This window comes from Pseudomonas sp. AM4(2022), assembly GCF_036346515.1.
Taxonomy (GTDB): Bacteria; Pseudomonadota; Gammaproteobacteria; order Pseudomonadales; family Pseudomonadaceae; genus Aquipseudomonas; species Aquipseudomonas paracarnis.
Genome location: NZ_JAOTNW010000033.1, coordinates 16,292 through 38,434, shown reverse-complemented (window position 1 = coordinate 38,434; position 22,143 = coordinate 16,292). Strand labels below are relative to the sequence as shown.

21 protein-coding genes and 1 pseudogene are annotated in these 22,143 nt (G+C 60.1%); 13 read left to right on the top strand and 9 right to left on the bottom strand.

Annotated features, from left to right (window positions below; genetic code table 11):
- Positions 1–216: 216 nt before the first annotated feature.
- A complete protein-coding gene (locus ODQ19_RS26745) occupies positions 217–546 on the bottom strand; it encodes an EscU/YscU/HrcU family type III secretion system export apparatus switch protein (RefSeq protein WP_330211694.1) in 330 nt (109 codons plus the stop codon).
- Positions 543–2,120, bottom strand: a complete 1,578-nt coding sequence (fliK, locus tag ODQ19_RS26740; protein ID WP_330211693.1) for a flagellar hook-length control protein FliK — start codon at positions 2,118–2,120, stop codon at positions 543–545. Before fliK ends, ODQ19_RS26745 begins: the two co-directional genes overlap by 4 nt.
- Before the next feature lie 200 nt (positions 2,121–2,320).
- Here fliK and ccmA point away from each other — a divergent pair, with 200 nt between their 5' ends.
- The 10 genes from ccmA (at position 2,321) to ODQ19_RS26690 (ending at position 9,694) form a co-directional block, all read left to right on the top strand.
- Positions 2,321–2,956, top strand: coding sequence for a cytochrome c biogenesis heme-transporting ATPase CcmA (ccmA, locus tag ODQ19_RS26735; protein WP_330211692.1), 636 nt, complete (start codon positions 2,321–2,323; stop codon positions 2,954–2,956).
- Entirely contained in the window at positions 2,953–3,621 is a 669-nt protein-coding gene (ccmB, locus tag ODQ19_RS26730; RefSeq protein ID WP_330211691.1) for a heme exporter protein CcmB, read from the top strand. Before ccmA ends, ccmB begins: the two co-directional genes overlap by 4 nt.
- A gap of 87 nt (positions 3,622–3,708) precedes the next feature.
- Entirely contained in the window at positions 3,709–4,464 is a 756-nt protein-coding gene (locus ODQ19_RS26725; protein ID WP_330211690.1) for a heme ABC transporter permease, read from the top strand.
- The gene (ccmD, locus tag ODQ19_RS26720; RefSeq protein ID WP_003172771.1) at positions 4,461–4,637 is read left to right on the top strand and encodes a heme exporter protein CcmD; all 177 of its coding nucleotides are present in this window, start codon (positions 4,461–4,463) and stop codon (positions 4,635–4,637) included. Before ODQ19_RS26725 ends, ccmD begins: the two co-directional genes overlap by 4 nt.
- On the top strand, positions 4,634–5,092 hold the full coding sequence (ccmE, locus tag ODQ19_RS26715; protein ID WP_330211689.1) for a cytochrome c maturation protein CcmE: 459 nt from the start codon (positions 4,634–4,636) through the stop codon (positions 5,090–5,092). Before ccmD ends, ccmE begins: the two co-directional genes overlap by 4 nt.
- Before the next feature lie 3 nt (positions 5,093–5,095).
- Complete coding sequence (locus ODQ19_RS26710; protein WP_330211688.1) at positions 5,096–7,084, top strand: heme lyase CcmF/NrfE family subunit; 1,989 nt, start codon at positions 5,096–5,098, stop codon at positions 7,082–7,084.
- Positions 7,081–7,617: a DsbE family thiol:disulfide interchange protein gene (locus tag ODQ19_RS26705; RefSeq protein ID WP_320748311.1), complete on the top strand. Its 537-nt coding sequence runs from the start codon at positions 7,081–7,083 to the stop codon at positions 7,615–7,617. The genes ODQ19_RS26710 and ODQ19_RS26705 overlap by 4 nt, the downstream gene beginning before the upstream one ends.
- On the top strand, positions 7,614–8,087 hold the full coding sequence (locus tag ODQ19_RS26700) for a cytochrome c-type biogenesis protein (protein ID WP_003189960.1): 474 nt from the start codon (positions 7,614–7,616) through the stop codon (positions 8,085–8,087). The genes ODQ19_RS26705 and ODQ19_RS26700 overlap by 4 nt, the downstream gene beginning before the upstream one ends.
- Positions 8,080–9,270, top strand: coding sequence for a c-type cytochrome biogenesis protein CcmI (ccmI, locus tag ODQ19_RS26695; RefSeq protein ID WP_116665548.1), 1,191 nt, complete (start codon positions 8,080–8,082; stop codon positions 9,268–9,270). Before ODQ19_RS26700 ends, ccmI begins: the two co-directional genes overlap by 8 nt.
- Before the next feature lie 16 nt (positions 9,271–9,286).
- Entirely contained in the window at positions 9,287–9,694 is a 408-nt protein-coding gene (locus ODQ19_RS26690) for a hypothetical protein (protein ID WP_330211687.1), read from the top strand.
- 497 nt (positions 9,695–10,191) lie between these two features.
- Here the strand turns inward: ODQ19_RS26690 and ODQ19_RS26685 are convergent, their stop codons facing one another.
- The 7 genes from ODQ19_RS26685 to ODQ19_RS26655 form a co-directional block, all read right to left on the bottom strand.
- On the bottom strand, positions 10,192–11,712 hold the full coding sequence (locus ODQ19_RS26685) for an MFS transporter (RefSeq protein WP_330211686.1): 1,521 nt from the start codon (positions 11,710–11,712) through the stop codon (positions 10,192–10,194).
- A gap of 71 nt (positions 11,713–11,783) precedes the next feature.
- Positions 11,784–12,656 carry a prephenate dehydrogenase dimerization domain-containing protein gene (locus ODQ19_RS26680; RefSeq protein WP_330211685.1) on the bottom strand — a complete coding sequence of 291 codons (873 nt, stop codon included), beginning with the start codon at positions 12,654–12,656 and terminating at the stop codon, positions 11,784–11,786.
- Positions 12,653–14,722 (bottom strand): aminodeoxychorismate synthase component I, encoded by a 2,070-nt coding sequence (gene pabB / locus ODQ19_RS26675; protein ID WP_330211684.1) that lies wholly within the window; start codon positions 14,720–14,722, stop codon positions 12,653–12,655. Before pabB ends, ODQ19_RS26680 begins: the two co-directional genes overlap by 4 nt.
- Positions 14,719–15,054: a chorismate mutase gene (locus ODQ19_RS26670; protein ID WP_330211683.1), complete on the bottom strand. Its 336-nt coding sequence runs from the start codon at positions 15,052–15,054 to the stop codon at positions 14,719–14,721. The genes pabB and ODQ19_RS26670 overlap by 4 nt, the downstream gene beginning before the upstream one ends.
- A 45-nt stretch (positions 15,055–15,099) precedes the next feature.
- Positions 15,100–16,371 (bottom strand): aminotransferase class I/II-fold pyridoxal phosphate-dependent enzyme, encoded by a 1,272-nt coding sequence (locus tag ODQ19_RS26665; RefSeq protein ID WP_330211682.1) that lies wholly within the window; start codon positions 16,369–16,371, stop codon positions 15,100–15,102.
- A 13-nt stretch (positions 16,372–16,384) separates the two neighbouring features.
- Complete coding sequence (locus ODQ19_RS26660; RefSeq protein ID WP_330211681.1) at positions 16,385–17,245, bottom strand: N5-glutamine methyltransferase family protein; 861 nt, start codon at positions 17,243–17,245, stop codon at positions 16,385–16,387.
- Entirely contained in the window at positions 17,242–18,675 is a 1,434-nt protein-coding gene (locus ODQ19_RS26655; RefSeq protein ID WP_330211680.1) for an NAD(P)/FAD-dependent oxidoreductase, read from the bottom strand. The genes ODQ19_RS26660 and ODQ19_RS26655 overlap by 4 nt, the downstream gene beginning before the upstream one ends.
- Positions 18,676–18,840: 165 nt before the next feature.
- On the opposite strand from ODQ19_RS26655, the pseudogene ODQ19_RS28285 reads away from it, so the two are divergent.
- The 3 genes and pseudogenes from ODQ19_RS28285 to ODQ19_RS26645 form a co-directional block, all read left to right on the top strand.
- Positions 18,841–18,944: pseudogene (locus ODQ19_RS28285) on the top strand (hypothetical protein); the annotation flags it as partial.
- A 73-nt stretch (positions 18,945–19,017) separates the two neighbouring features.
- Positions 19,018–19,584 carry a phosphonate metabolism protein/1,5-bisphosphokinase (PRPP-forming) PhnN gene (gene phnN / locus ODQ19_RS26650; protein WP_116665557.1) on the top strand — a complete coding sequence of 189 codons (567 nt, stop codon included), beginning with the start codon at positions 19,018–19,020 and terminating at the stop codon, positions 19,582–19,584.
- A 405-nt stretch (positions 19,585–19,989) separates the two neighbouring features.
- Positions 19,990–21,561: a M57 family metalloprotease gene (locus ODQ19_RS26645; protein WP_330211679.1), complete on the top strand. Its 1,572-nt coding sequence runs from the start codon at positions 19,990–19,992 to the stop codon at positions 21,559–21,561.
- Positions 21,562–22,143 lie beyond the last annotated feature (582 nt).

Below are 22,143 nucleotides of genomic sequence, written 5' to 3'. Positions count from 1 at the left end.
TAACGGCCTGCCAGCCGGCACCTCTCTAGCTGATGCACTGCGATCAACTGTGGGAGCGGGCTTGCTCGCGAAGGCGGCCTGGCAGTCAGCACAGTTGGATTGTGTACATATCCATTTCGCTACATCGTTGTATCAGGGGCAAATGGGCAAACTGAACCACCGCTATCGCAGGCAAGCCAGCTCCCACAGTTGGAGGTGTATGGGCCTCATGAGCAATCAGTAATCGTCACCCTGCTCAGTGACATCCCGCTCCACCGGCCCTGCATCCGGGTCGTAGCCGGCCGGGAACTTGCCCTTCAACGTCCAGGCAAACGCAATGATCTCGGCAATCGTGCGGTACAACTCTTCCGGAATGCTGTCCCCCAGTTCCATGCGCGCCAGCAGCTTCACCAACTCGGCGTTTTCATAGATGGGTACTTCATTCTCCCGTGCCAGCTTGAGGATGGCTTCGGCCAGGGCATCATCGCCTTTGGCCGTCAGAGTAGGGGCCTGTTGGCCGTCATACTTGAGGGCGATGGCCTGGCGGGGCGGGGCGGCGTTCTTCATGCGGTTTCGTCCACCCAGCGTTGCTCCAGTCCGGTTTTTGGCCCACGGGGCGGGGTGCCCAGGTGGCAATCCAGGTCGCCGACGTTGAGCCCGGATGACACCAGGCGCTCACGCAGGCTGCCCAAATGGCTTTCGATCAGGCTGGCGGTGAACGGGCGGCTGGCCCACAGCTGGCTGGACAGTTTGCCTTGGGACAACTGCGCCTGAACCTGCAGCGGGCCCAGTGGCTCCATGTCGAAGGCCAGTTCGACGCGCCAGAGCATTTGTTTCGGGTCTTTTTTATCCTTGCGCTCGGGCTGGTCCTTGTCTGGCGCGGGCTCCTCGCGTTGGAACTTGACCTGCAACGGCACGATGTCTTGCAGGGTGCGCATGGGGATTTCCAGCTGCCAGGTCGTTTGCAGGCGGCCGTCGGCGGTGGTGCCGGTCTGTTCCAGGCTCGACAGTTGATGGCTCTGCAAGCGCGAGATCGCCCCGGCGGCCAGGCGTAGCAGGTTTTCCAGGTCGCCTTCACCTTCCAGTTTTGCCATCAGTCTTTCGGGCAGCGGGAAGCCGGCGGGTATCTGCCGGGCGCCGACCTGGCCGAGGGTGTTCAGCGGGCTGCGCACAAAGTGCGGCAACACCTGGGCCAGGGTATTGGCGGCGAGAATCGCATTCAGGTTGGTGCTGGCGGGCAGGGCGGGCAGCAGGTCTGCGACCAGGCGCAACAGCGCGCCTTTCATGTCCAGCGGTGGGATTTGCGGGTTCTGGCCGGCGAGCAGTTTGGCTTCCAGAAAGGCGCCGCTGTTCTGCACCACCTGGGCCAGCACCTTGGGGTTGCTGACCTGTGCCAGATCGGGCAAGGCCGCCAACAATCGCTCGGCGGCGGCCCGCAGCTCGGCCGATGTGCTGTCGCCACGGGGTAGGTTTTGCAGGGCGGTGAACACCGCATCCAGCGAGCCTTGGCGACTTTGCTGAGTGGCAAGTTGCTGCGTCACGGCCAGTTGGTCCGTCAGGCCGCTTAGCGGTACGAAGTTCAGGGTCTGCGCGTTCTGCACCACGGCGCTGAGCAAGCTGCCCACCCTCAGCGGCTGGGGGCTTTCCAGGGTCAGGGTGGCACCGGCCAGGGCGTTATTGAGCACACTCACCAGGGAGCGATAGATCGCCGGTTGCGCCGTGCCCTGGGGCAGCATCTGCGTGGTCAGCACCTTGGCTTGCAACAACGTACCCACCGGCATCTGGTGGGTGTCGAGGCGAGTGAGAGCGGCCACGTTGGCACTCATGGCTTGCTGCAGGGTGATGGCCAGGTTGCCCGCAGGCGTCTGGCTCACCGCCACATTGCTGCCTAGAGGCAAGGGCTGGGCACTGCTGGCCTGCACCAGCGTCTGGCGACCGCCTTCAAGGGTCAGTTTGAGCAGTAACTGAAAGGCCTCGCCGCCTTGTTTAAGCGCGATGACCTCGGCGTTCACGGTTTTCCCCGGGTCGATCAACCCAGCCTGCGGCTCTAACAGTTTGAGCAGCTCGCCGGCGGCCCGCAGCGGTGCGGGCCCGGGCGCGGAGGTTGGCGGCAATGGAGGAAGGTTGATCTCACCGGTCATCGTGCGCATCGTCTCTGGGGAAATTGCCCTCTTTAGAGTAGGGCATCGCATGTATAATGCCGCCCGTCTGCAAAGAGAGCGGTAAAAACCTCACAACTATTTGATCCAGCTCTCTAAAATCGGTCGCCAAAGCCGTTATTGTGCATCTCTCTATAACGGCCGCTGCACCGCCGACTTGAACCGTAAAGGCCCGCGATCTTTTGACCAGCCCTCTTCTTGAAGCCGTAGCGCTTGCCTGTGAACGCGACCTGCGCCTGCTGTTCGAGCAACTCGACCTGCGGCTTTCGGGTGGCGACATGGTGCAAGTCAGTGGCCCCAATGGCAGCGGCAAGACCAGCCTGCTGCGCCTGCTGGCCGGGCTGATGCAGCCGACGGCCGGCGTGGTGCGTCTCAACGGCAAGCCGTTGAACGAACAGCGTCCTGAGCTGGCGCGCAACCTGATCTGGATCGGCCACGCCGCCGGCATCAAGGACGTACTCACCGCTGAAGAAAACCTCAGTTGGCTCAGCGCCCTGCATCACCCTGCTTCCCGTGACGCCATCTGGCAGGCCCTGGCCGCGGTGGGCCTCAAGGGCTTTGAAGACGTTCCCTGCCACACCCTGTCCGCCGGCCAGCAGCGCCGTGTGGCCCTGGCCCGCTTGTACTTGCCCGGCCCGCCGTTGTGGATTCTCGACGAACCTTTCACGGCCCTCGACAAACAAGGCGTGGCTCAACTTGAGGCGCACCTGGCCCAGCACTGCGAGCAAGGTGGCCTGGTGGTGCTCACCACCCACCACACCTTGGCGCGTATGCCTGCTGGCTACCGTGAGCTGGACCTTGGGCGGTGGTCGCTATGAGTGTGTTCGCCCTGTTGGTCGCCCGCGAGGCACGACTGTTGTGCCGTCGCCCTGCCGAACTGGCCAACCCGCTGGTGTTTTTTGCCATCGTGATCGCGCTGTTCCCGTTGGCGGTCGGTCCGGAGACTAAACTGTTGCAAACCTTGTCCCCAGGACTGGTGTGGGTTGCCGCACTTTTATCGGTTCTGCTCTCGCTGGACGGGCTGTTTCGCAGTGATTTCGAAGACGGTTCCCTGGAACAGTGGGTCCTTTCGTCGCACCCTTTGCCACTTCTGGTACTGGCCAAGGTGCTGTCACACTGGGTTTTTTCCGGCTTGGCGCTAGTCTTGCTCTCGCCACTGCTTGCCATGATGCTCGGGTTGCCCGTTGAATGCCTGCCGGTGCTACTCCTGTCCTTGTTACTCGGTACGCCGGTGCTCAGCCTGTTGGGGGCGGTGGGCGCAGCGTTGACGGTCGGCTTGAAGCGTGGCGGGCTGTTGCTGGCCCTGTTGATTCTGCCGTTGTATATCCCGGTGTTGATCCTGGGCAGTGGCGCGTTGCAAGCCGCGCTCATGGGCATGCCGGCGACCGGTTACCTCTTGTGGCTTGGCAGCCTGACCGCCCTGGCGGTAACCCTGACACCTTTTGCTATAGCCGCCGGCCTGAAAATCAGCGTCGGTGAATAATGAGGTCTGACCCGGCGTCAATGACGCTGAGTCAGTAAAGACCCTGAGCTTTTCGCCACGACGAAAAGCACCGTGATGGAAACAGCAATGAACTGGACCTGGTTTCACAAGCTCGGCTCGCCCAAATGGTTTTATGGCATCAGTGGCAAGCTGCTGCCGTGGTTGAGTATCGCCGCCATCCTGCTGATCGGCATCGGCCTGGTCTGGGGCCTGGCCTTTGCGCCGCCGGACTATCAGCAAGGCAACAGCTTTCGCATCATCTATATCCACGTGCCTGCCGCGATGCTGGCCCAGTCCTGCTATGTAATGCTGGCGGTGTGTGGCATCGTCGGCCTGGTATGGAAGATGAAGCTGGCCGATGTAGCCCTGCAATGCGCCGCGCCCATCGGTGCGTGGATGACCGCCGTGGCGCTGGTGACCGGTGCGATCTGGGGCAAGCCGACCTGGGGCTCGTGGTGGGTGTGGGATGCGCGCCTGACCTCGATGCTGATCCTGCTGTTCCTGTATTTCGGCCTGATTGCCCTGGGCAACGCCATCAGCAACCGTGACAGCGCCGCCAAGGCCTGCGCGGTGCTGGCGATTGTCGGTGTGATCAACATCCCGATCATCAAGTACTCGGTGGAGTGGTGGAACACCCTGCACCAGGGCGCCACCTTCACCCTCACCGAAAAACCGGCGATGCCCGTGGAAATGTGGGCGCCGTTGCTGCTGATGGTGCTGGGCTTCTACTGTTTCTTCGGCGCCGTATTGCTGCTGCGCATGCGCCTTGAAGTGCTCAAGCGTGAAGCCCGTACCAGTTGGGTAAAGGCCGAAGTGCAAAGCAGCCTGGGAGCACGCGGATGAGTTTTGCTTCTTTCAGTGATTTTCTCGCCATGGGCCACCACGGCCTGTATGTCTGGACGGCCTATGGCATCTGCCTGGCGGTGCTGGCCCTCAACGTCGCCGCGCCGATCCTGGCCCGCAAGCGTTACCTGCAACAAGAGGCGCGACGTCTGCGCCGGGAGACCGAAAAGTGAATCCGCTGCGTAGAAAGCGTCTGTTGATCATCCTTGCCATCCTGGTCGGCGTCGGTATTGCCGTGACCCTGGCCCTGAGCGCCCTGCAGCAGAACATCAACCTGTTCTACACACCCACTCAGATCGCCAATGGCGAGGCACCGGTCGATACGCGCATCCGCGCCGGCGGCATGGTGGAGCAGGGCTCGTTGAAGCGTTCCGGCGATTCTCTGGACGTGACCTTCGTAGTCACCGATTTCAACAAGGCCGTGACCATCACCTACCGCGGCATCCTCCCGGACCTGTTCCGCGAAGGCCAGGGCATTGTCGCCCTGGGCAAGCTCAACGCCGACGGCGTGGTGGTGGCTGACGAAGTGCTGGCCAAGCACGATGAAAAATACATGCCGCCCGAGGTCACCAAAGCCTTGAAAGACAGCGGCCAAACCGCGCCCGCCACCCCAGCCAAGGAGGGCTAAGCCATGACGTCCGCACTGTTTATTCCGGAGCTGGGCCAGTTAGCGATGATCCTCGCGCTGTGCTTTGCGGTGGTCCAGGCCGTGGTGCCCTTGCTCGGTGCCTGGCGCGGCGACCGCCTGTGGATGAGCCTGGCGCAGCCTGCCGCCTGGGGCCAGTTTGCCTTCTTGCTGTTCGCCTTTGGTTGCCTGACCTACGCCTTCATGGCCGACGACTTTTCTGTCGCCTACGTTGCCAACAACTCCAATAGCGCTTTGCCTTGGTACTACAAGTTCAGCGCCGTGTGGGGCGCCCACGAAGGTTCATTGCTGTTGTGGGCCTTGATCCTCGGTGGCTGGACCTTCGCCGTCTCGGTGTTCTCGCGCCAATTGCCGCAAGTGATGCTGGCGCGGGTGCTGGCGGTGATGGGCATGATCAGCATCGGCTTCCTGCTGTTTCTGATCATGACCTCCAACCCGTTCACCCGCATCCTGCCGCAGATCCCGGTAGACGGTCACGACCTCAACCCGTTGCTGCAGGATATCGGCCTGATCGTGCACCCGCCGATGCTCTACATGGGCTATGTGGGCTTTTCCGTGGCCTTCGCGTTCGCCATCGCCGCCTTGCTCGGCGGGCGTCTCGACGCCGCCTGGGCGCGCTGGTCACGGCCATGGACCATCGTTGCCTGGGCCTTCCTCGGTATCGGTATCACCCTGGGCTCGTGGTGGGCCTACTACGAACTCGGCTGGGGCGGCTGGTGGTTCTGGGACCCGGTGGAAAACGCCTCCTTCATGCCGTGGCTGGTGGGTACTGCGCTGATTCACTCCCTGGCCGTCACCGAAAAACGTGGCGTGTTCAAGAGCTGGACGGTACTGCTCGCCATCGCGGCGTTTTCCCTCAGCCTGCTCGGCACTTTCCTGGTGCGCTCGGGCGTGCTGACCTCGGTGCATGCGTTTGCCTCGGACCCTGAGCGCGGCGTGTTCATCCTGATCTTCCTGCTCTTTGTAGTGGGTGGTTCCCTGACCCTGTTTGCCCTGCGCGCGCCGGTGGTCAAGAGCCAGGTCGGTTTCAACCTGTGGTCGCGGGAAACCCTGTTGCTGGGTAATAACCTGGTGCTGGTGGTGGCCGCGTCGATGATCCTGCTCGGCACCCTCTACCCGCTGGTGCTGGATGCCCTCAGCGGCGCCAAGCTGTCCGTGGGGCCGCCGTACTTCAATGCGTTGTTCATCCCGTTGATGGGCCTGCTGATGGTGGTGATGGCGGTCGGCGTACTGGTGCGCTGGAAAGACACCCCGGTGAAATGGCTGGCGGGCATGCTGATGCCGGTGCTGCTCGGCAGCGTGGCCCTGGCGGTGATCGCCGGGTTTGCCTACGGCGATTTCAATTGGGCGGTACTCGCCACCTTCCTGCTGGCGGCCTGGGTGTTGCTGGCGGGGGCGCGGGACATCGTCGACAAGACGCGCCACAAAGGCCTGATCAAAGGCCTGCCCACCCTGACGCGCAGCTATTGGGGCATGCAGATCGCCCACATTGGTATTGCGGTGTGCGCCCTTGGGGTGGTGCTGTCCAGCCAGAACAGCGCCGAGCGCGACCTGCGCCTGGCGCCGGGCGAGTCCATGGACCTGGCCGGTTACCACTTCATCTTCGAAGGTGCCAAGCACTTTGAAGGGCCGAACTTCACCTCCGACAAAGGCACGGTGCGCGTGGTGCGCAATGGCAAGGAAATCGCCGTGCTGCACCCGGAGAAACGCCTGTACACCGTGCAAAGTTCGATGATGACCGAGGCTGGCATCGACGCAGGTTTCACCCGTGACCTGTATGTGGCCCTCGGTGAACCCCTGGGCGATGGCGCCTGGGCTGTGCGCGTGCATGTCAAACCTTTCGTGCGCTGGATCTGGTTCGGCGGGTTGCTCACCGGGTTCGGCGGGTTGCTTGCGGCGCTGGACCGGCGCTATCGGGTCAAGGTCAAGAGCCGGGTGCGTGAAGCGCTTGGCCTTTCGGGAGCTGCGGTATGAAGCGTTGGTTGATGGTTGTGCCGCTGGCGTTGTTCCTGCTGGTGGCGGTGTTCCTGTATCGCGGTTTGTACCTGGACCCGGCCGAGCTGCCTTCGGCGATGATCGGCAAGCCGTTCCCCGCCTTCAACCTGCCAACGGTGCAGGGTGACAAGACCCTGACCCAGGCAGATTTGCAGGGCAAGCCGGCGCTGGTCAACGTGTGGGCCACCTGGTGCATCTCTTGCCGCGTCGAACACCCGGTGCTGAACAAGCTGGCCGAGAAGGGCGTGGTGATCTACGGCATTAACTACAAGGACGACAATGCGGCGGCTTTGAAGTGGCTGGCGGAATTTCATAACCCGTACCAGCTGGATATCCGCGACGAAGACGGCAACCTGGGGTTGAACCTGGGCGTTTACGGCGCGCCGGAAACCTTCTTCATCGATGCCAAGGGTGTGATTCGCGACAAGTTCGTCGGCGTGATCGACGAAACGGTGTGGCGCGAACAGCTGGCCGCCAAGTACCAGGCGCTGGTCGATGAGGCCAAGCCATGAAGCGTTGGTTGACCGCTGCCGTTTTAGCCCTGGGCCTGGCCGGCGTGGCCCACGCCGCCATCGACACCTATGAATTTGCCAACGACGCCGAGCGTGAGCGTTTTCGCGATTTGACCAAGGAATTGCGCTGCCCGAAGTGCCAGAACCAGGACATTGCCGACTCCAACGCCCCGATCGCCACCGACCTGCGCAGAGAGATTTTCCGCATGCTGGGGGAGGGCAAGGACGACCAGCAGATCATCGACTTCATGGTCGACCGCTACGGTGATTTCGTGCGCTACAAACCGGCGCTCACCGGCAAGACCGCGCTGTTGTGGTTTGGCCCGGCCGGGCTGTTGCTGGCCGGCGTGGTGGTGATGGCCGTGATCGTGCGTCGGCGCCGTGTCGCACCGATTGATGGCGCCGATGCGCTGTCCCCTGAAGAGCGTAAACGCCTCGACCAATTGCTGGACACCAAGACTGATGATTGATTTCTGGCTCGCAGCCGGTTTGCTGCTACTGATTGCCCTGAGTTTCCTGTTGATCCCTGTGTTGCGTGGCCGTCGTGCCCAGCGTGAAGAGGATCGTACCGCGTTGAACGTGGCGCTGTACCAGGAACGTGTCGCCGAGCTTCAAGCGCAGCAAGACGAAGGTGTGTTGAATACCGCGCAACTCGACACGGGCCGCGCCGAAGCGGCCCGTGAGTTGCTGGCTGACACCGAAGGTGTGGAAAAGCCCCGCGAATCGCGGTTAGGCAAACCGCTGCCGTTTTTGGCGGCGTTTCTGGTGCCTGTGCTGGGCGTTGCGCTGTACCTGCATTATGGGGCGAGCGACAAGGTTGAACTGACCCGTGAGTTTTCCCAACCGCCGGTGTCCATGGCCGACATGACTCGCCGCCTGGAACGCGCCGCCGCCGCGCAACCGGATTCGGCAGAAGGTTTGTACTTCCTTGGGCGCGCCTATATGGCCCAGGACCGTGCCGCCGATGCCGCCAAAGTCTTTGAACGTACGGTTGCATTGGCCGGGCGCCAACCGGAACTGCTCGGCCAATGGGCCCAGGCGCAGTACTTTGCCGACAACAAACAGTGGTCGCCTAAGGTTCAGGCCTTGACCGACGAAGCCTTGAAGCTCGACCCCAAGGAAGTCACCAGTCTCGGCCTGCTGGGTATCGCTGCCTTTGAGGGCCAGCGTTATCAGGAAGCCATCGACTACTGGAACCGCCTGCTCGCGCAACTGCCGCCAGAGGACAATTCCCGTGTCGCCTTGCAAGGCGGGATTGATCGCGCAGCAGAGAAGCTCAAGGAGAGCGGTGGCAGCGTGGCTCAGGCGCCGAAGGCGCTGCTGACCGTGCGGGTGGACGTATCTGCCGAGGTGAAAGCCAAGTCCCTGCCAGGCGACAGCGTGTTCATCTTTGCCCGCGCCGTAAACGGCCCCCCGGCGCCCTTGGCTGCCAAGCGTGTGACCGTCGACGCATTGCCGGTCACCGTCGAACTGGGCGATGCCGACGCGATGATGCCGCAGTTGAAACTGTCCAACTTCCCCGAAGTCCAACTGGTTGCGCGCATATCCCGGGCCGGCCAACCGACCACTGGCGAATGGATCGGCCGCAGCCAACCGTTGGCCAGCAGCACCACTGCGCTGCAGCAATTGACCATCGACACTCCGGACCAGTAATTCTGAGGACACGCCCATGACCGCATTTGCACGCATCACCCTGCTCAGCCTGGTACTCGGCCTGAGTGCCTGTGCGGTCCACCGCCCACCTGCGGCGCCGACCGGCCCGACTATTCCACCGTCTGGCCCTTCGACCCAGCCGAGCACCAAGCCCAGCACCAAACCTTCCGGTCCGGTGACGCCGCCGCCCAAGCCTCTGCCAAGCAAATCGCCGACCTTTGCCCCACCGCCGGGCGCCGCCAGCCACTGGGACGGCAAGATGCAGGTGTACGTGCTGGACGACCAGCCTGATACCTTCTACCGCCAGCGCACCTACTACCGCTGGAGCAACGGCTGGAGCCGCTCCATCAGCCCCAACGGGCCATGGGAAGAAACCAACGTGCAAGGCGTGCCGCCGGGGTTGAGCAAGCAGTACGCGCAATGACAAAAGGCGACCGTGTTCAGGTCGCCTTTTTTATGTTCGATTTGAAATGCTATCAACTGTGGGAGCTGGCTTGCCTGCGATGACTATAGGTATCTACACAACTTTGTAGATTGTAGCCGCCGTTGGGCGGAGCCCTAAGTGGCCGTTACCTGAATAACGGATATGTACTCGGTCTGATCCAACATATTGGTCGGCTGCCAGGCCGCCTTCGCAGGCAAGCCAGCTCCCACATTTGGATCGCAGCGCTTCAGTTGGACCAGCGTCGGCTGTCAAGCCGTCACGGGAGCAAGCTCCCTCGCCACAGGTCTAGCATCGCCCTAAAGTTGGGTAGATACCTATGCTGCAGCTTGCCTGACAGCCGACACCTGACCAAGTGTGGGAGCGGGCTTGCTCGCGAAGGCGGCCTGCCAGTCGATCGGGATGTTGGATCTAACCCGGCGTCCTGCCGGGTTACCCCCGAATTCAAGTTGCACTGGGTTCGTCCGCCCGCACCCACTTCACACAGGCGCAGTCTCCTGAGCTTTCAGTGTGCGCCTGGCGATGACGATGGCCAGCACCGCCAAGCTGAAGGTCGCCCAGGCCATCAGTTGAGTCCCTCCTACAAATGCCTGTATAGCGTTGCCCATGACTTCACTGGCCTGGTCGTGCGCCAGGGTGGTCGAGATTGCGTGGGCGCCTGCCAAGGTTTCGCTTGCCAGGTGCATTTGCATAGGGCTCAAGAAGTCCGGTAAGTGCAGCGTGCCGCGGTAGTAAGCCGTCACCAGGCCACCGAGCACGGTGGTGCCGAGCACTACGCCGACTTCATAGGCCGTCTCGCTGATGGCTGACGCGGCTCCGGCTTTGTTGGCCGGGGCAGCCGACAGGATCACGTCGTTAGAGACCGTAGCGATGGCGCCGACGCCAATGTTCAACAAGGCAAACGCAACCACGATCACCGTCAAGCTGCTACCGAGGCTGGCGACCAGCAAAAACGCGCCGGCAGTGAAGGCCAGCAGGATGGGAATCAGGACATTGACCGATACGCGCTGGGCGACCGGGACGATCAGGATCCCCACCACAATCGCCATGAGCTGGCCCGGTATCAGCGCCAGGCTGGCGTTCAAGGGCGACATGCCCAGGACGATTTGCAGCAATTGAGTGGCAAAGAACACGAAACCGATCAGGAAGGCCAGGCTCATCAGGTTAATGGTCACCGAGCCGCTGAACGTCTTGTTGCGAAACAGGCTCAGGTCCATCAAGGGGGTAGGGAGGCGCAACTGACGGCGTACGAATTGCCAGCCGCTCACGATTGCAACGGCCAATACCGCCAGTGCCCAGGCGTCCGGCCCTTCACTGGCGACATGCTTGATGCTGTACACCAACGCACTGAGGGCGACCATTGAGAGCACAATGCTGATGACATCCATCGGCCCCGACGCGTCCGGCTCGGACTCAGGCAGCAGCCAAGGGCCGAGGATCAACAGAGGCACCAGCACCGGTACGGCCAGGAGAAAAATCGACCCCCAACTGAAGAACTCCAGCAGTATGCCGCCGACCAACGGCCCAAGCGCAGAACCGACGGTCAAGGTGGTTGCCCAGATAGCCACGGCCAGGCGACGCTCTTCCCGGTCCTCGAACACTGAGCGAATCAACGCCAACGTTGATGGCATTAACATTGCCCCGAACACCCCCATGCATGCGCGTCCCACGACCAGTTGCGTGGCGGTGCTGGAGTAAGCGGTCATCACCGACACCAGGGTAAACCCCAATGAGCCGATCAGCAGAAGTTTGCGATGGCCTTTGCGATCCCCCAGGCTACCCATGGAAATGAGCAATCCTGCCAGCACCAGTGAGTAGGCATCGATCATCCACAATTGCTGGCTGGCAGTGGGGTGCAAGGCCTCGGCGATTTTGGGCAGGGCAAAACCCAGTACGGTGTTATCCACGGTCACCAGCAAGACTGGCAGCATCAATATCGCGAGCGCCAACCACCGGCGCGAGCGTGGTTGTTGTGTTACTTCATCAGCCGCTAAAGACATCACCGGCTCCTTCTTGGAAAAGTGGTGAGTTGTGAAGAAAACGCCTCGCCATTCCCTGGCGAGGTCATCGTTCAGTTCAGCAATGAAAATAGATGCTGGCAATCCACGGCGCCTGCATTCAAGCGTTTGCCCAAAACCTTTGAAACACCCTGTAAATCGCTTCTGAAGCGCTCATAGTCCTGTTCAACGACGTTTTCCTGCAGGCGCTCCAGGCCCTGCACCAGTGCTTCACGCTGCGCGGTTGCCTGGTCGTTTTCCAGTTGTATGTCCCAATACACCTCGGGCGGGTTGACCAGGATGCGCGACAGCAGTGCCATCATGGTACGCATGGGCGGCGGCATGACCTCCGCCACGATGTCCAGGTCTACCGAAGATTGGGCCAGGGCCATGCCGAAGCCGAGAATGGCTGCATGGGGCAATGCCTGACACAGGGCCATCAACTCATCATGCGCGGCGGGCGTCATTCGACGGATCTTCATCCCGGCCTCCATCAAGTGGCGTTCGATGAAGGATTGCGGGGTTTGCAGGTCTTCCACACAGACCGCCACCGTGCGCCCCTGGACGGACAACTTAGGCGAAAACATGGGGTTGACCCCCACAAACCTTTGCTGCGGCGCCGCCGCTTTCAGTGCTTTGAAAAAGGGGCCCTGCACCGAGCAGGTAGGGATCATTACCGCTTCTGAAGGCAAGCACGTGGTCACCCAGGGGATCGTGCTGACCGCGACGCTTTCAGGCAGGGCGAACACCACGGCGATGGCGTCGCGAAAAACAGCCCCTGAATGATTGAACGGTTGAGTCACGTCCATTTCGTGAAACTCACAGTCGAAATCCGCCGGACGGCGGTCCACGACCCGCACGATGTACCCGTATTGTTTGAGAATACGGCTGATCAGTGAGCCGATGAGGCCAGCGCCTCCTAATACGACTACTGCTTGGGTATTCATTTGTCGCTCCCTGCGCAAAAGCTGTAATACGGCACGCTGGCCTTGACCAGCGTCTCTTCCAGTTCTTCTTTCGGATCGGAGTGGGCGACGATTGCGCCCCCGATGCCGAACTCAGCCTGTTGTTTGTGCAATACCGCTGTGCGAATGACGATGCTCAGTTCCGCACTGCCATTGAATGAGATCCAGCCCAGCGCTCCTGAATAAACACCCCGTGCACAGGTCTCCAGCCCATCGATGATTTCCATCGTGCGCTTTTTCGGCGCGCCGGTCATTGAGCCTCCGGGAAAGCACGCTCTGATGGCCTCCATTGGCGAGATGTCGTTGCGTAGATGCCCACGTACCGTAGAGACGAGCTGGTGCACCGAGGAAAAGCTTTCCACCGCAAAAATATTCGGCACATGCACACTCCCTGAACGGCACACGCGGTTCAGATCATGGCGTACCAGATCGACAATCATCAGGTTCTCGGCGCGATCTTTGGTCGAGGTGTGCAAATCGTCTCGCAGGCGCTGGTCTTGCTCAGGGTCTTTGCTGCGTGCACGGGTGCCCTTGATGGGACGGGACTCGATCAGGCCGCCTTCATCAATCCTCAGAAAGGTCTCGGGTGATGCGCTCAGCACGCTGAAGCTGTCGAAGCACAGGTAGGCCCCGTAGGGCACTGGGCTTGCTTCGCGCATTCTCCGATAGGCCGCCAGGGGCGTGCCGTCGTAGCTCATCCGCGCACGGTTGGTCAGGCATATTTCATAGGATTCACCATCGGTGATGTATTGCAGCGACTGCTTGACCTTACGGATGTAACTGTCGGGGCTGTCTTCGAGTGACAGCTCAAGTTCATCCACTGCACCGGGGACAAAATGCAGGGTATCCGTGGCGCTTTGAGGCGTCGGCATTGAGGTCTGTAACGATGGCCACTGCGGGGGCTGGCCTGTCGCGTTTAACAGGCATTCATAGACCTTTTGGTCATGGTGGTCGAAGACGAAGAAATGCGGCGCCAACATAAAACCCGCATCGGGCTGCCCGGAGCGATAGACCTTGTTCCCGCCGGTCAGGGCCTTGAGTTCATAACCCAGGTACCCGACAAAACCTCCCTTGAATTCAAACGGAAGGTATTGCGGGACTGCCACGTTCACCGATTCGATGAGCTGGCCGAGCAGGGTGAAGAAGTCACCCGCCACACGCCTGCTGCCTTTGGGGCCCTCAAGTGTGAGGGTTTCACTGTCGACGTCATACGTGAGGCGAATAGCGCCCTGGGCCTGGCCGCTGCCCATGATTGAATAGCGCGCGTTGGGCCGTTCGGATTTTTCGCTGTCGAGCCAGAAAGCATGCTGATCATTGGCATAAAGCGTGGTGAACAGCGTCAATGGATCACACGCAGCCGGATGGGCACGATAGGCCAATTGCAGGTTGAGCAAACCGCCTACCGCGACGTAGTGCTCCTTGGCCGATTGGGCACTGGCCGGGCTCTGCCGCGTCGGCATGCGCTGGCGCCCATTGTGTTCGAGTGCCATGCGGATGAAGTTACTGAGCAGCGCATGCCCATACTCGGAGTCGATGGACTCAGGGTGGAATTGGACGCCCCAGATCGGACGACGTTGGTGCTCGATCGCCATCACCACACCTTCCTCCGTCCACGCCGTGCAGCGCAGTTCCTCAGGCAGATGGGTACACATCAGAGAGTGGTAGCGCACCACTTCAAACTGCTCTGGCAGGTCTCGGAACAAGCCACTGCCGGCGTGCCGGATTTTACTGCGGTAGCCGTGTACCGGGTTGGGCGCGTGGCCGACGGTTCCGCCCAGAAATTGGGCGATACCCTGGTGCCCCAGGCAAATGCCAAGCAAGGGCACCGGAGAGCGCAGGATAACCTGCCCGCACACGCCAAAATCCAGGTACTCGCCTGGGTGCCCAGGGCCTGGTGAAAGCACTACGGCATCGTATTGTTCAATGTGCAGGTGTTCGTACGTCACGGTATTGGTGACGATATCGACGCACACACCTGTGACCTCGTACAGGTATTGGGCGATGTTCTGGGTAAAGGAATCAAAGTTATCGATCAGCAATATTTTCATGAATGCTGCCCCTGGCCCAGGCGTTGTTGGATCAACCGCTCTTCCTGGTTGCAGGTTTCCTCGATGATCAGCTTGAACACGGACTGAACGTAATCGGGCCTCAAGCCGACTTTCGACGAGTGGCTCGCGAGCTGATCCATCACTTGAACGATACGTTTGGGCTGCATCATGGGGATGTCATGGGCCGCCTTGAGCTCTGCGATCTCCATGCACACGCTCATGCGTTCGCCAAGCAGGTCGACCAAGTGGATGTTGATCCGGTCCAACTGATCCCGCATGGGTTGCAGGATGGTGGACGGAGTTGCACGTGAAATCTGCTGGTGCCGTGTCATATTCATTCCTTTGATGTGTACGACGTAGTGCGGGTGTGTGAAGGGTCAGGCAGTGGCCTCGGGTAGCGCAGTGGCGTTCCATAAGCCTGCACGGGTGAGCTCGTCCAAGGCTTGGGCCAGTTGCCGGATATCGTGATCGCCGTGGCTGGCCGAAAAGGCGAAGCGCAGCATGGCTTTTCCTTTGGCGATGATGGGGTAGAACACCGGGAACATCAGGATGCCGTGGTCGCGCAGGATCCGGCAGGCTTGCAGGCCGTCTTCTTCGGTTTCGAAAAATGCGCCCCTGACCGGTGATTGGACTCCGGCGTTGAGCAGGCGATTGTGGGTCAGCGAATCAAACAGGCGCACGTTGCTCCACAGGCTGTCTTGCAGGCTATCAATCTCGTCGCTCAGGTGAATCTTCGCGGCGGCAACGTTGGCAGCCAGCATTGGCACCATGATGGAGTGACCGAACACCAGGGGGTTGGCCAGTGTTTGAATCGACGGGATATCCCGCGGGTCACTCACCACCACAAACCCGCCCGCTCCGCCGAAGGCCTTGGACAGAGAACCGGCCAGGATCATGTTGTGTGGCAACTGGTTATCTACCGCTGCCAAGGCGTAGCCCGCGCCATGACGCCCTGCGATCGAGATGCCGTGGGCATCATCCACATACAAGTAGCCTGCGGCGTCCGCCAGTTGGCGCGAGAGGTGCGCGATGGGCACCAGGCCGCTCATCGAGCCGATACCGTCGATCAACAGAATCGGCGTTTCCTGGCGATCAGCGCAGTGTTTCAAGGCCACGCTCATCGACTCCGGATCGGTGGCTTCGACACGGGACACTTCACCAAACTGCTGCAGAATGCCGCGCAGCACCTGCATCGAGGCGTGAGCGGTTTTGTCGATCAACCAGTGGGCGCGCTTTTTGATCGGATAGCCCTTGAGCGAATTGCTGCCCAACAGTGGCAGTACGCCAAGGTGCACGCTGCTGGTGGAGGTGAATACGCTGACACCGCAGCCTTTATAAATGCGGCTGAGCAGCGACTCCAGTTCTGGCAAATAAACCGGGCGCATGGCACTGCGTGACGAGGACAGGTGCAGGCCAAAGGTGCCCAGTGCCTGGTGTGCCGCTTCGATCAGTGCAGGATGGGTTTCCAGGCCCAGATAAGAACAGGAAACGAACTCGGTGAACGTGCCGCCTTGCGCCAGGGTGATGCGCTTGCCTTCACGGCTCGCGACGGTAAGGCCCGTGAGGCCTTCTGCATAGGCGCTCTCCAGGGCGCTGGTGGTGTTGTCACGGCGAATGGTCATCCAGTCTTGTTTGCTTTGTGCATCCATTGCTCAAAAACTCCTATGCTTGAACAGTGTTCGATAAGCGGCCCACGGTCATGACGGAAGTGCCTGTGGTGTCCGATGACTCACGGTCAATCACAGTGTTGACGTCAAGCAAGTGGTGCTGTTGGAACAACGCGCGAACGGCGAATGCTTGATCCTCGCCGTGTTCGATCACCAGCCACCCCTCGGGTGTCAGCAAGGTGGTCGCCAGGGTGAGGATGTGCCGCGTCAGGTCCAGGCCATCCGCACCTGAATAGACGGCCGCCGAGGGATGATGGCTGCCCCATTCGGGCTGTAACTGAGTCTGACGGGGAACGTACGGCGGGTTGGCGACAATCAGCCCTACCTGGTGCTTGAAGTCGGCGAATGCATGGGGTTCACGGATATCCGCCTGCATCGCATTGACATGCACGTCTTGGGTGGCCAACCGGGCAATATTGCGTTTGAGGTAGTGAACAGCCACGTCTTCAAACTCCACGCAGGTCACCTGCAGGTCTGGCCGGCGCCGGGCGATGGCCAGGCCGATGGCACCGCTGCCGGCGCAAAGATCCAGCACGCAGGTTCCCGTTGCCAGTTGGGCATCGTCCAGCCACTTATGAATCACCGTGCTGTGCGGGCGCGGGATAAATACGCCGCTGCCCACAACCAGGGGCAAGCCGTCGAACGCAACGGTGCCGACGATATGCCCCAACGGGATCCGATTGCAGCGCTCGCTGACCGCCAGCCTGAACTCATCAAGTGCGCGCTGTTTGTCGGCGCGAACGATAAAGCGATCGACCAGGCTATCCAGGTCATTGTCCGGGTCCCACACGCCGGCAGCTTCCAACTGCACGCGGGCCTGTGCGATCGCTTCCTGCTCCTGTTTGCCCAGACTCATGACCACTCCTTGTAATACTGCGCCAGCTTCACGCGCATGGATTCGTAGAGGTAGGAGAATGCGACCAGCTCCGGCGGGGGAGTGAATGAGGGGTGTAGTTCATCGATCAGTTGCTGGTAATTGCTCGACAGTCCTTTATCGAGAATGGGCAACCAGTAAGGTTTTACGTCCCAGCGATATTCATAACCGGTGGCAAACATCTGCTTGACGGTTTCGCCAACCGTCAGCTCGCGAGCAAGCCCGGTCAGCGGGGCGCGCACAGGATTGAAGGTGCTCAAGTCCAGGCCGGTGCTCTTGACGCCAGTCAAGCAGTCGGCGATGTAGGCCGCCAGCAACGGCGATTGGTGCAGGCCATCACGGTAAGTCCCGGTTGCCAGCCACAGCCCTTGCATGCCGCATTCGCCGATCAGAGGGAAGCCGTCGGCTGGAATGGGACGGTTGCCCACCTGGATCGACATAATTTCGGCACTGTGCAGGTCAAGGTTCAATTGGTCGACGGCGCAATCGAGCAAAAACTGTACATCCGAGATCAGCGCATGGTGTTTGGGGCGTTCGGACAGGATATTGGTCGCGCCCAGGTACAGCACACCGTCACCGCGTGGCACGCAATGCAAGCCACAGGCAAACGCACGATTGGGGGTGCGGATCACCGATTGGGGTAACGCCATGCCGTCAGGCAGTTTGACCAGAATGGACACGCCATACCCGCTGAACAATGGTGGGATTTTCTTGACGAGCGTGTCGAACTCGCTGAGCAGGTCCAGCGACTGAACACCGGCAGCCACCACCACCTTTTTCCCCCACAGCACCTCACCGCTGAGCAACTCGACCCCTGTGGCGATTGCGCCTTCGGCGATCACCCGGCTGGCGTTCTCATTGATCAAGGTGCCATTGTTGGCGAGCAGCGCGGCATCGAGCTTTTCCAGTAGCAAGTGCGAATCAACGGCGTGTTCATTGGGGATAAACAGCCCGCGCAGGGGACGTACCAGATGATCCGGTGCCAGCCATTCCATGGTTCTTGGATCAATGGTTTCGTACTGTTCCCCATAGGCTTGCAGTGTGTGCTCGATGGCTTCGTAGTTGACGGTATCGACTTCGTCCATGCCGGCACTGTTGAGCAACACATGGGTGCCGCTGGCACTGAACAGCGGGGTGCTGATGCCGGAGGCGACGGCCAGACGTTCGGCCCAGGCGGGCCAGAGGTCCTGTGCCTGACGATCCATATTGAGTTTGAGTCGGCCATGCTCGCTGGCCAACAGGCCACTGGTGACTTCGCCAAAACAGCCATTCATGGCACCGGCTGCCTTGGATGCAGCGTTGGTGCGGGCGGTCTCACCGACCCGGCAAACCTTCAAGCCCCGTGAGCTCAGTTCATACGCGATAGAACCGCCAATGGCGCCTGCGCCTACTACAATTACGTCGAACTCCATGTTCTAGATCCTTGTTTAAACTGTCAGCTGTAGGATGAAAAACATTCCCATGTAGGAACGTGCTGAGCTTTTTATAGATTGTGAGTAGGGGCGACCATCGAGCATTTGTTTCATGTTGTATCGTTGTTACAAATTTACATACTCACTCAAACAAGCCCGGAAAGCCTGGTGCACGTGCCGAGCGTGGTGCGCGGTGGGTCACACTCGGGTAATGTGGCCGCTGCCGGCCTGCAAGGGCAGGTTGGCTGGAAATACTTTCCAGCCCCTACGATGGCTTGACGCACCGAATGCTGACACCGGGGCGCCGGTACAGGTCTGGAGACAAGCGAAGAGGGTGTTTTGATGGCGGGCAGGTTGATCTATCTCATCGGGCCATCGGGGTCGGGCAAGGACAGCCTGCTGGACGCCGCGCGCCCACGCCTGGTCGAGCGTGGGTGTCGCCTGGTGCGGCGGGTGATCACGCGGTCGGCGGAGGCGGTGGGCGAAGCGGCGCAAGGGGTGAGCCCCGAGCAATTTGCGGCGATGGAGGCCGAGGGTGCATTTGCCTTGAGCTGGCAGGCTAATGGCTTGTCCTATGGCATTTCCAAGGACATCGACGATTGGCTGGCCGCCGGCGACGATGTTTTGGTCAACGGCTCCCGTGCCCACCTGGCGCAGACCCGCGAGCGTTATCCGACCTTGCTGGTATTGCTGCTGACGGTGGACCAAGCGGTGTTGCGCCAACGTCTGATTGCGCGTGGGCGGGAGTCGTTGGCGGATATCGAGCAACGCCTGGCGCGCAATGCGCGGTTCACTGCCGAATTGATCGCAGGTCACGGCGCGGGTTTGTTCGTGTTGGATAATTCCGGCCCCTTGGCGCACACCGTTGAACGCTTGCTGTGCTGCCTGGACCACCGGCATAGCGTATGAGCCTGACCCAAGTCCCGGTAGGTTGGGACAACCCCGTCATGTAGTGCTTGATGAGGGCAGGTCTCAGATAAAACCCTGGCACTGAGCTTATTTTTTTCTGATGTGTTTGAGTGGGTTACTGGATGTTTGAAGTTTAACTGTCGACCCAATTAAATTAACGCTTTGCGAGTTTTTACGTCTGTAATATCAGGGTTTTAGAGTGATTGATAAGGGCAGGCTGTGCTGCGCTGAGTAAAAAGTGTGCGGATTTTTTGCGGTCGTGTTTATAGGGTTTTCTTGCAAAGAGTTTGCGATGGTGAAGGCGTTTTCAATATGGGAGCTTTATCGGGCTGACTACGGAACAGTCGGCATCGATAACTCCTGTACATGGACGATTCCTTTCACTGTTCAGAGTCGTAAAGTGCCATGCATATCCCAGTTAGACAGTCTTTCCAGTCGCATCCCCCTGAGACATTGAACTCCAATTTTTCACCTGATGAAAAGCAAGTTATTCTTTGGGCCAATAATAAAAAATCTTTCACCACGGACCAGGCGGCGAAACATATTACGCGCAGTAACGCGAAGTTCACGGACAGTAATAAAGACGGAAAAATTGTGGTGGGGTTTAACTTTTCAGGGGGGTTCAATGCGGCGCAGAAAGAGCGAGCCAGGCAAGCCCTTCAATACTGGGCGGATATCGCCAATATCGAATTTGTTGAAAATGGCTCAAACACCGATGGCAAGATCACTATCAACGGGACTGGCGGATCGGGAGGCTGGGCAAGCTTGCCGTTCGGTCAGCATGCAAAAGTCCAGGCCAATATAGGCACTTCGGGTGGGCAGAACCCGACCATGGGCAGCCACTTCCTGGGTTTGTTGATCCATGAACTGGGGCATACCCTGGGGCTAAGTCATCCAGGTGGATACAATGGCCAAGGCTTCAATTACGAGCGCAGTGCCGAATATGCGCAGGACACCAAGGCACGCAGTGTCATGAGCTATTGGGCCGAGACCCATCAACCGGGGCACAAGTTTGCCGGCCGCAGCCCGGCGGCACCGATGATGGACGATGTCGCGGCAGCGCAGCGGCTCTATGGCGCCAATACGAAGACCCGCAATACCGACACTACCTATGGCTTCAATTCCAATGCAGGTCGCGAGGTTTACAGCCTCAAGCAGGGGAGTGACAAGCCGATTTTTACCGTCTGGGATGGCGGCGGTAACGACACGCTCGATTTCTCCGGGTTTACCCAGAACCAAACCATCAACCTCAAGGCTGAGGCGTTTTCGGACGTGGGTGGCTTGCGCGGGAACGTATCGATTGCCAAGGGCGTCATTGTCGAAAATGCCATCGGCGGTGCCGGCAACGATACCTTGACGGGAAACGAGGGCAACAATCGTCTTACGGGCGGCAAGGGTGCCGATAAGTTGCACGGCGGTGCAGGGGCAGACACGTTTGTGTATCACCGCGTAGGCGATTCGACACCGCAGAACCCGGACGTTATTCAGGACTTCCAAAGCGGGCTCGACAAGATCGACCTCACCGGCGTTCTACAGGAGGCAGGGATTAAATCGTTGAATTTCATTGATAAATTCAGCGCAAAAGCGGGGGAGGCCGTGCTCGGTCATGACTCGAAGACTGGCCGTTCCACATTGGCTGTGGATACAACGGGGAACGGCACGGCGGATCTGATGATCGCCAGCCAAAGCCAGATCAAGCAGACGGATGTGATCTGGAACGGTGAGGCGCCGACTGTCACACCGACGCCTGGGCCCACTGTTGTCCCTGTGTCGGAACCCGTTCCGAGTCCCGTTCCAAGTCCCATTTCGGAGCCGACTGACTCCAAGCCTGATCCTGATCCCAAGCCTGACCCTGACCCGCAGCCAGAGCCGAGGCCAAGCCCCAGCCCGGCGCCCCGGCCGGGGAGAAGGTTTATCGAGAAAGCTCTTTCATCGTTCAAGGGGTTTGTAAATAAGGTGCGGTCGATATTTCGGTGAGTCCGGTGGCTATTGGCTATTCCCTTGATCAGCCCAGAGCACGCCATCGCAGCGTCTGACCAACAACACGCGTACCTTTCACCGCCTTGACCTTGCAGCTTTTCCTGGCGGTGATTGCCTGCGAATGCCAGCCCTTGCAACCCAACGATTGCGCTAGCACCTTCGTGCCGTCGCGCCGCTCTCCCGGTTACCTCTGTCCAGGTTTGAACGCGCGCGGCACTGCGTTCAAGCCTGCCTGCCGTACGTTTTCTCCCTTCAGCCGTGTCCTTTGCAGCGGCCTATCAGCGCTCGGTGATCGTTCTGCTTCGTCGCTTCATAGGGCGCCTGCAAGGCTCTGCTCAACCGTCGAACACTCCCGTTGAGGCACACACTGGCCGTATTGCCGTGTGTTTTACATATTGCAGTTTTGGAGCGTCAGCCGGATCGGTTGTTGCAGTACATTGAATGACCGTCCTCGGCCAGACTAAAGCCGTGGTATGAGCACTGCAGGGTTTTTCTTTCAATACGAACTCTGCTATTCGTCTTTGCATTGGGTTGTTGTGTAGGACGGGTTAAAAGTTGCCAGTCGGGTATGGGGTTTTG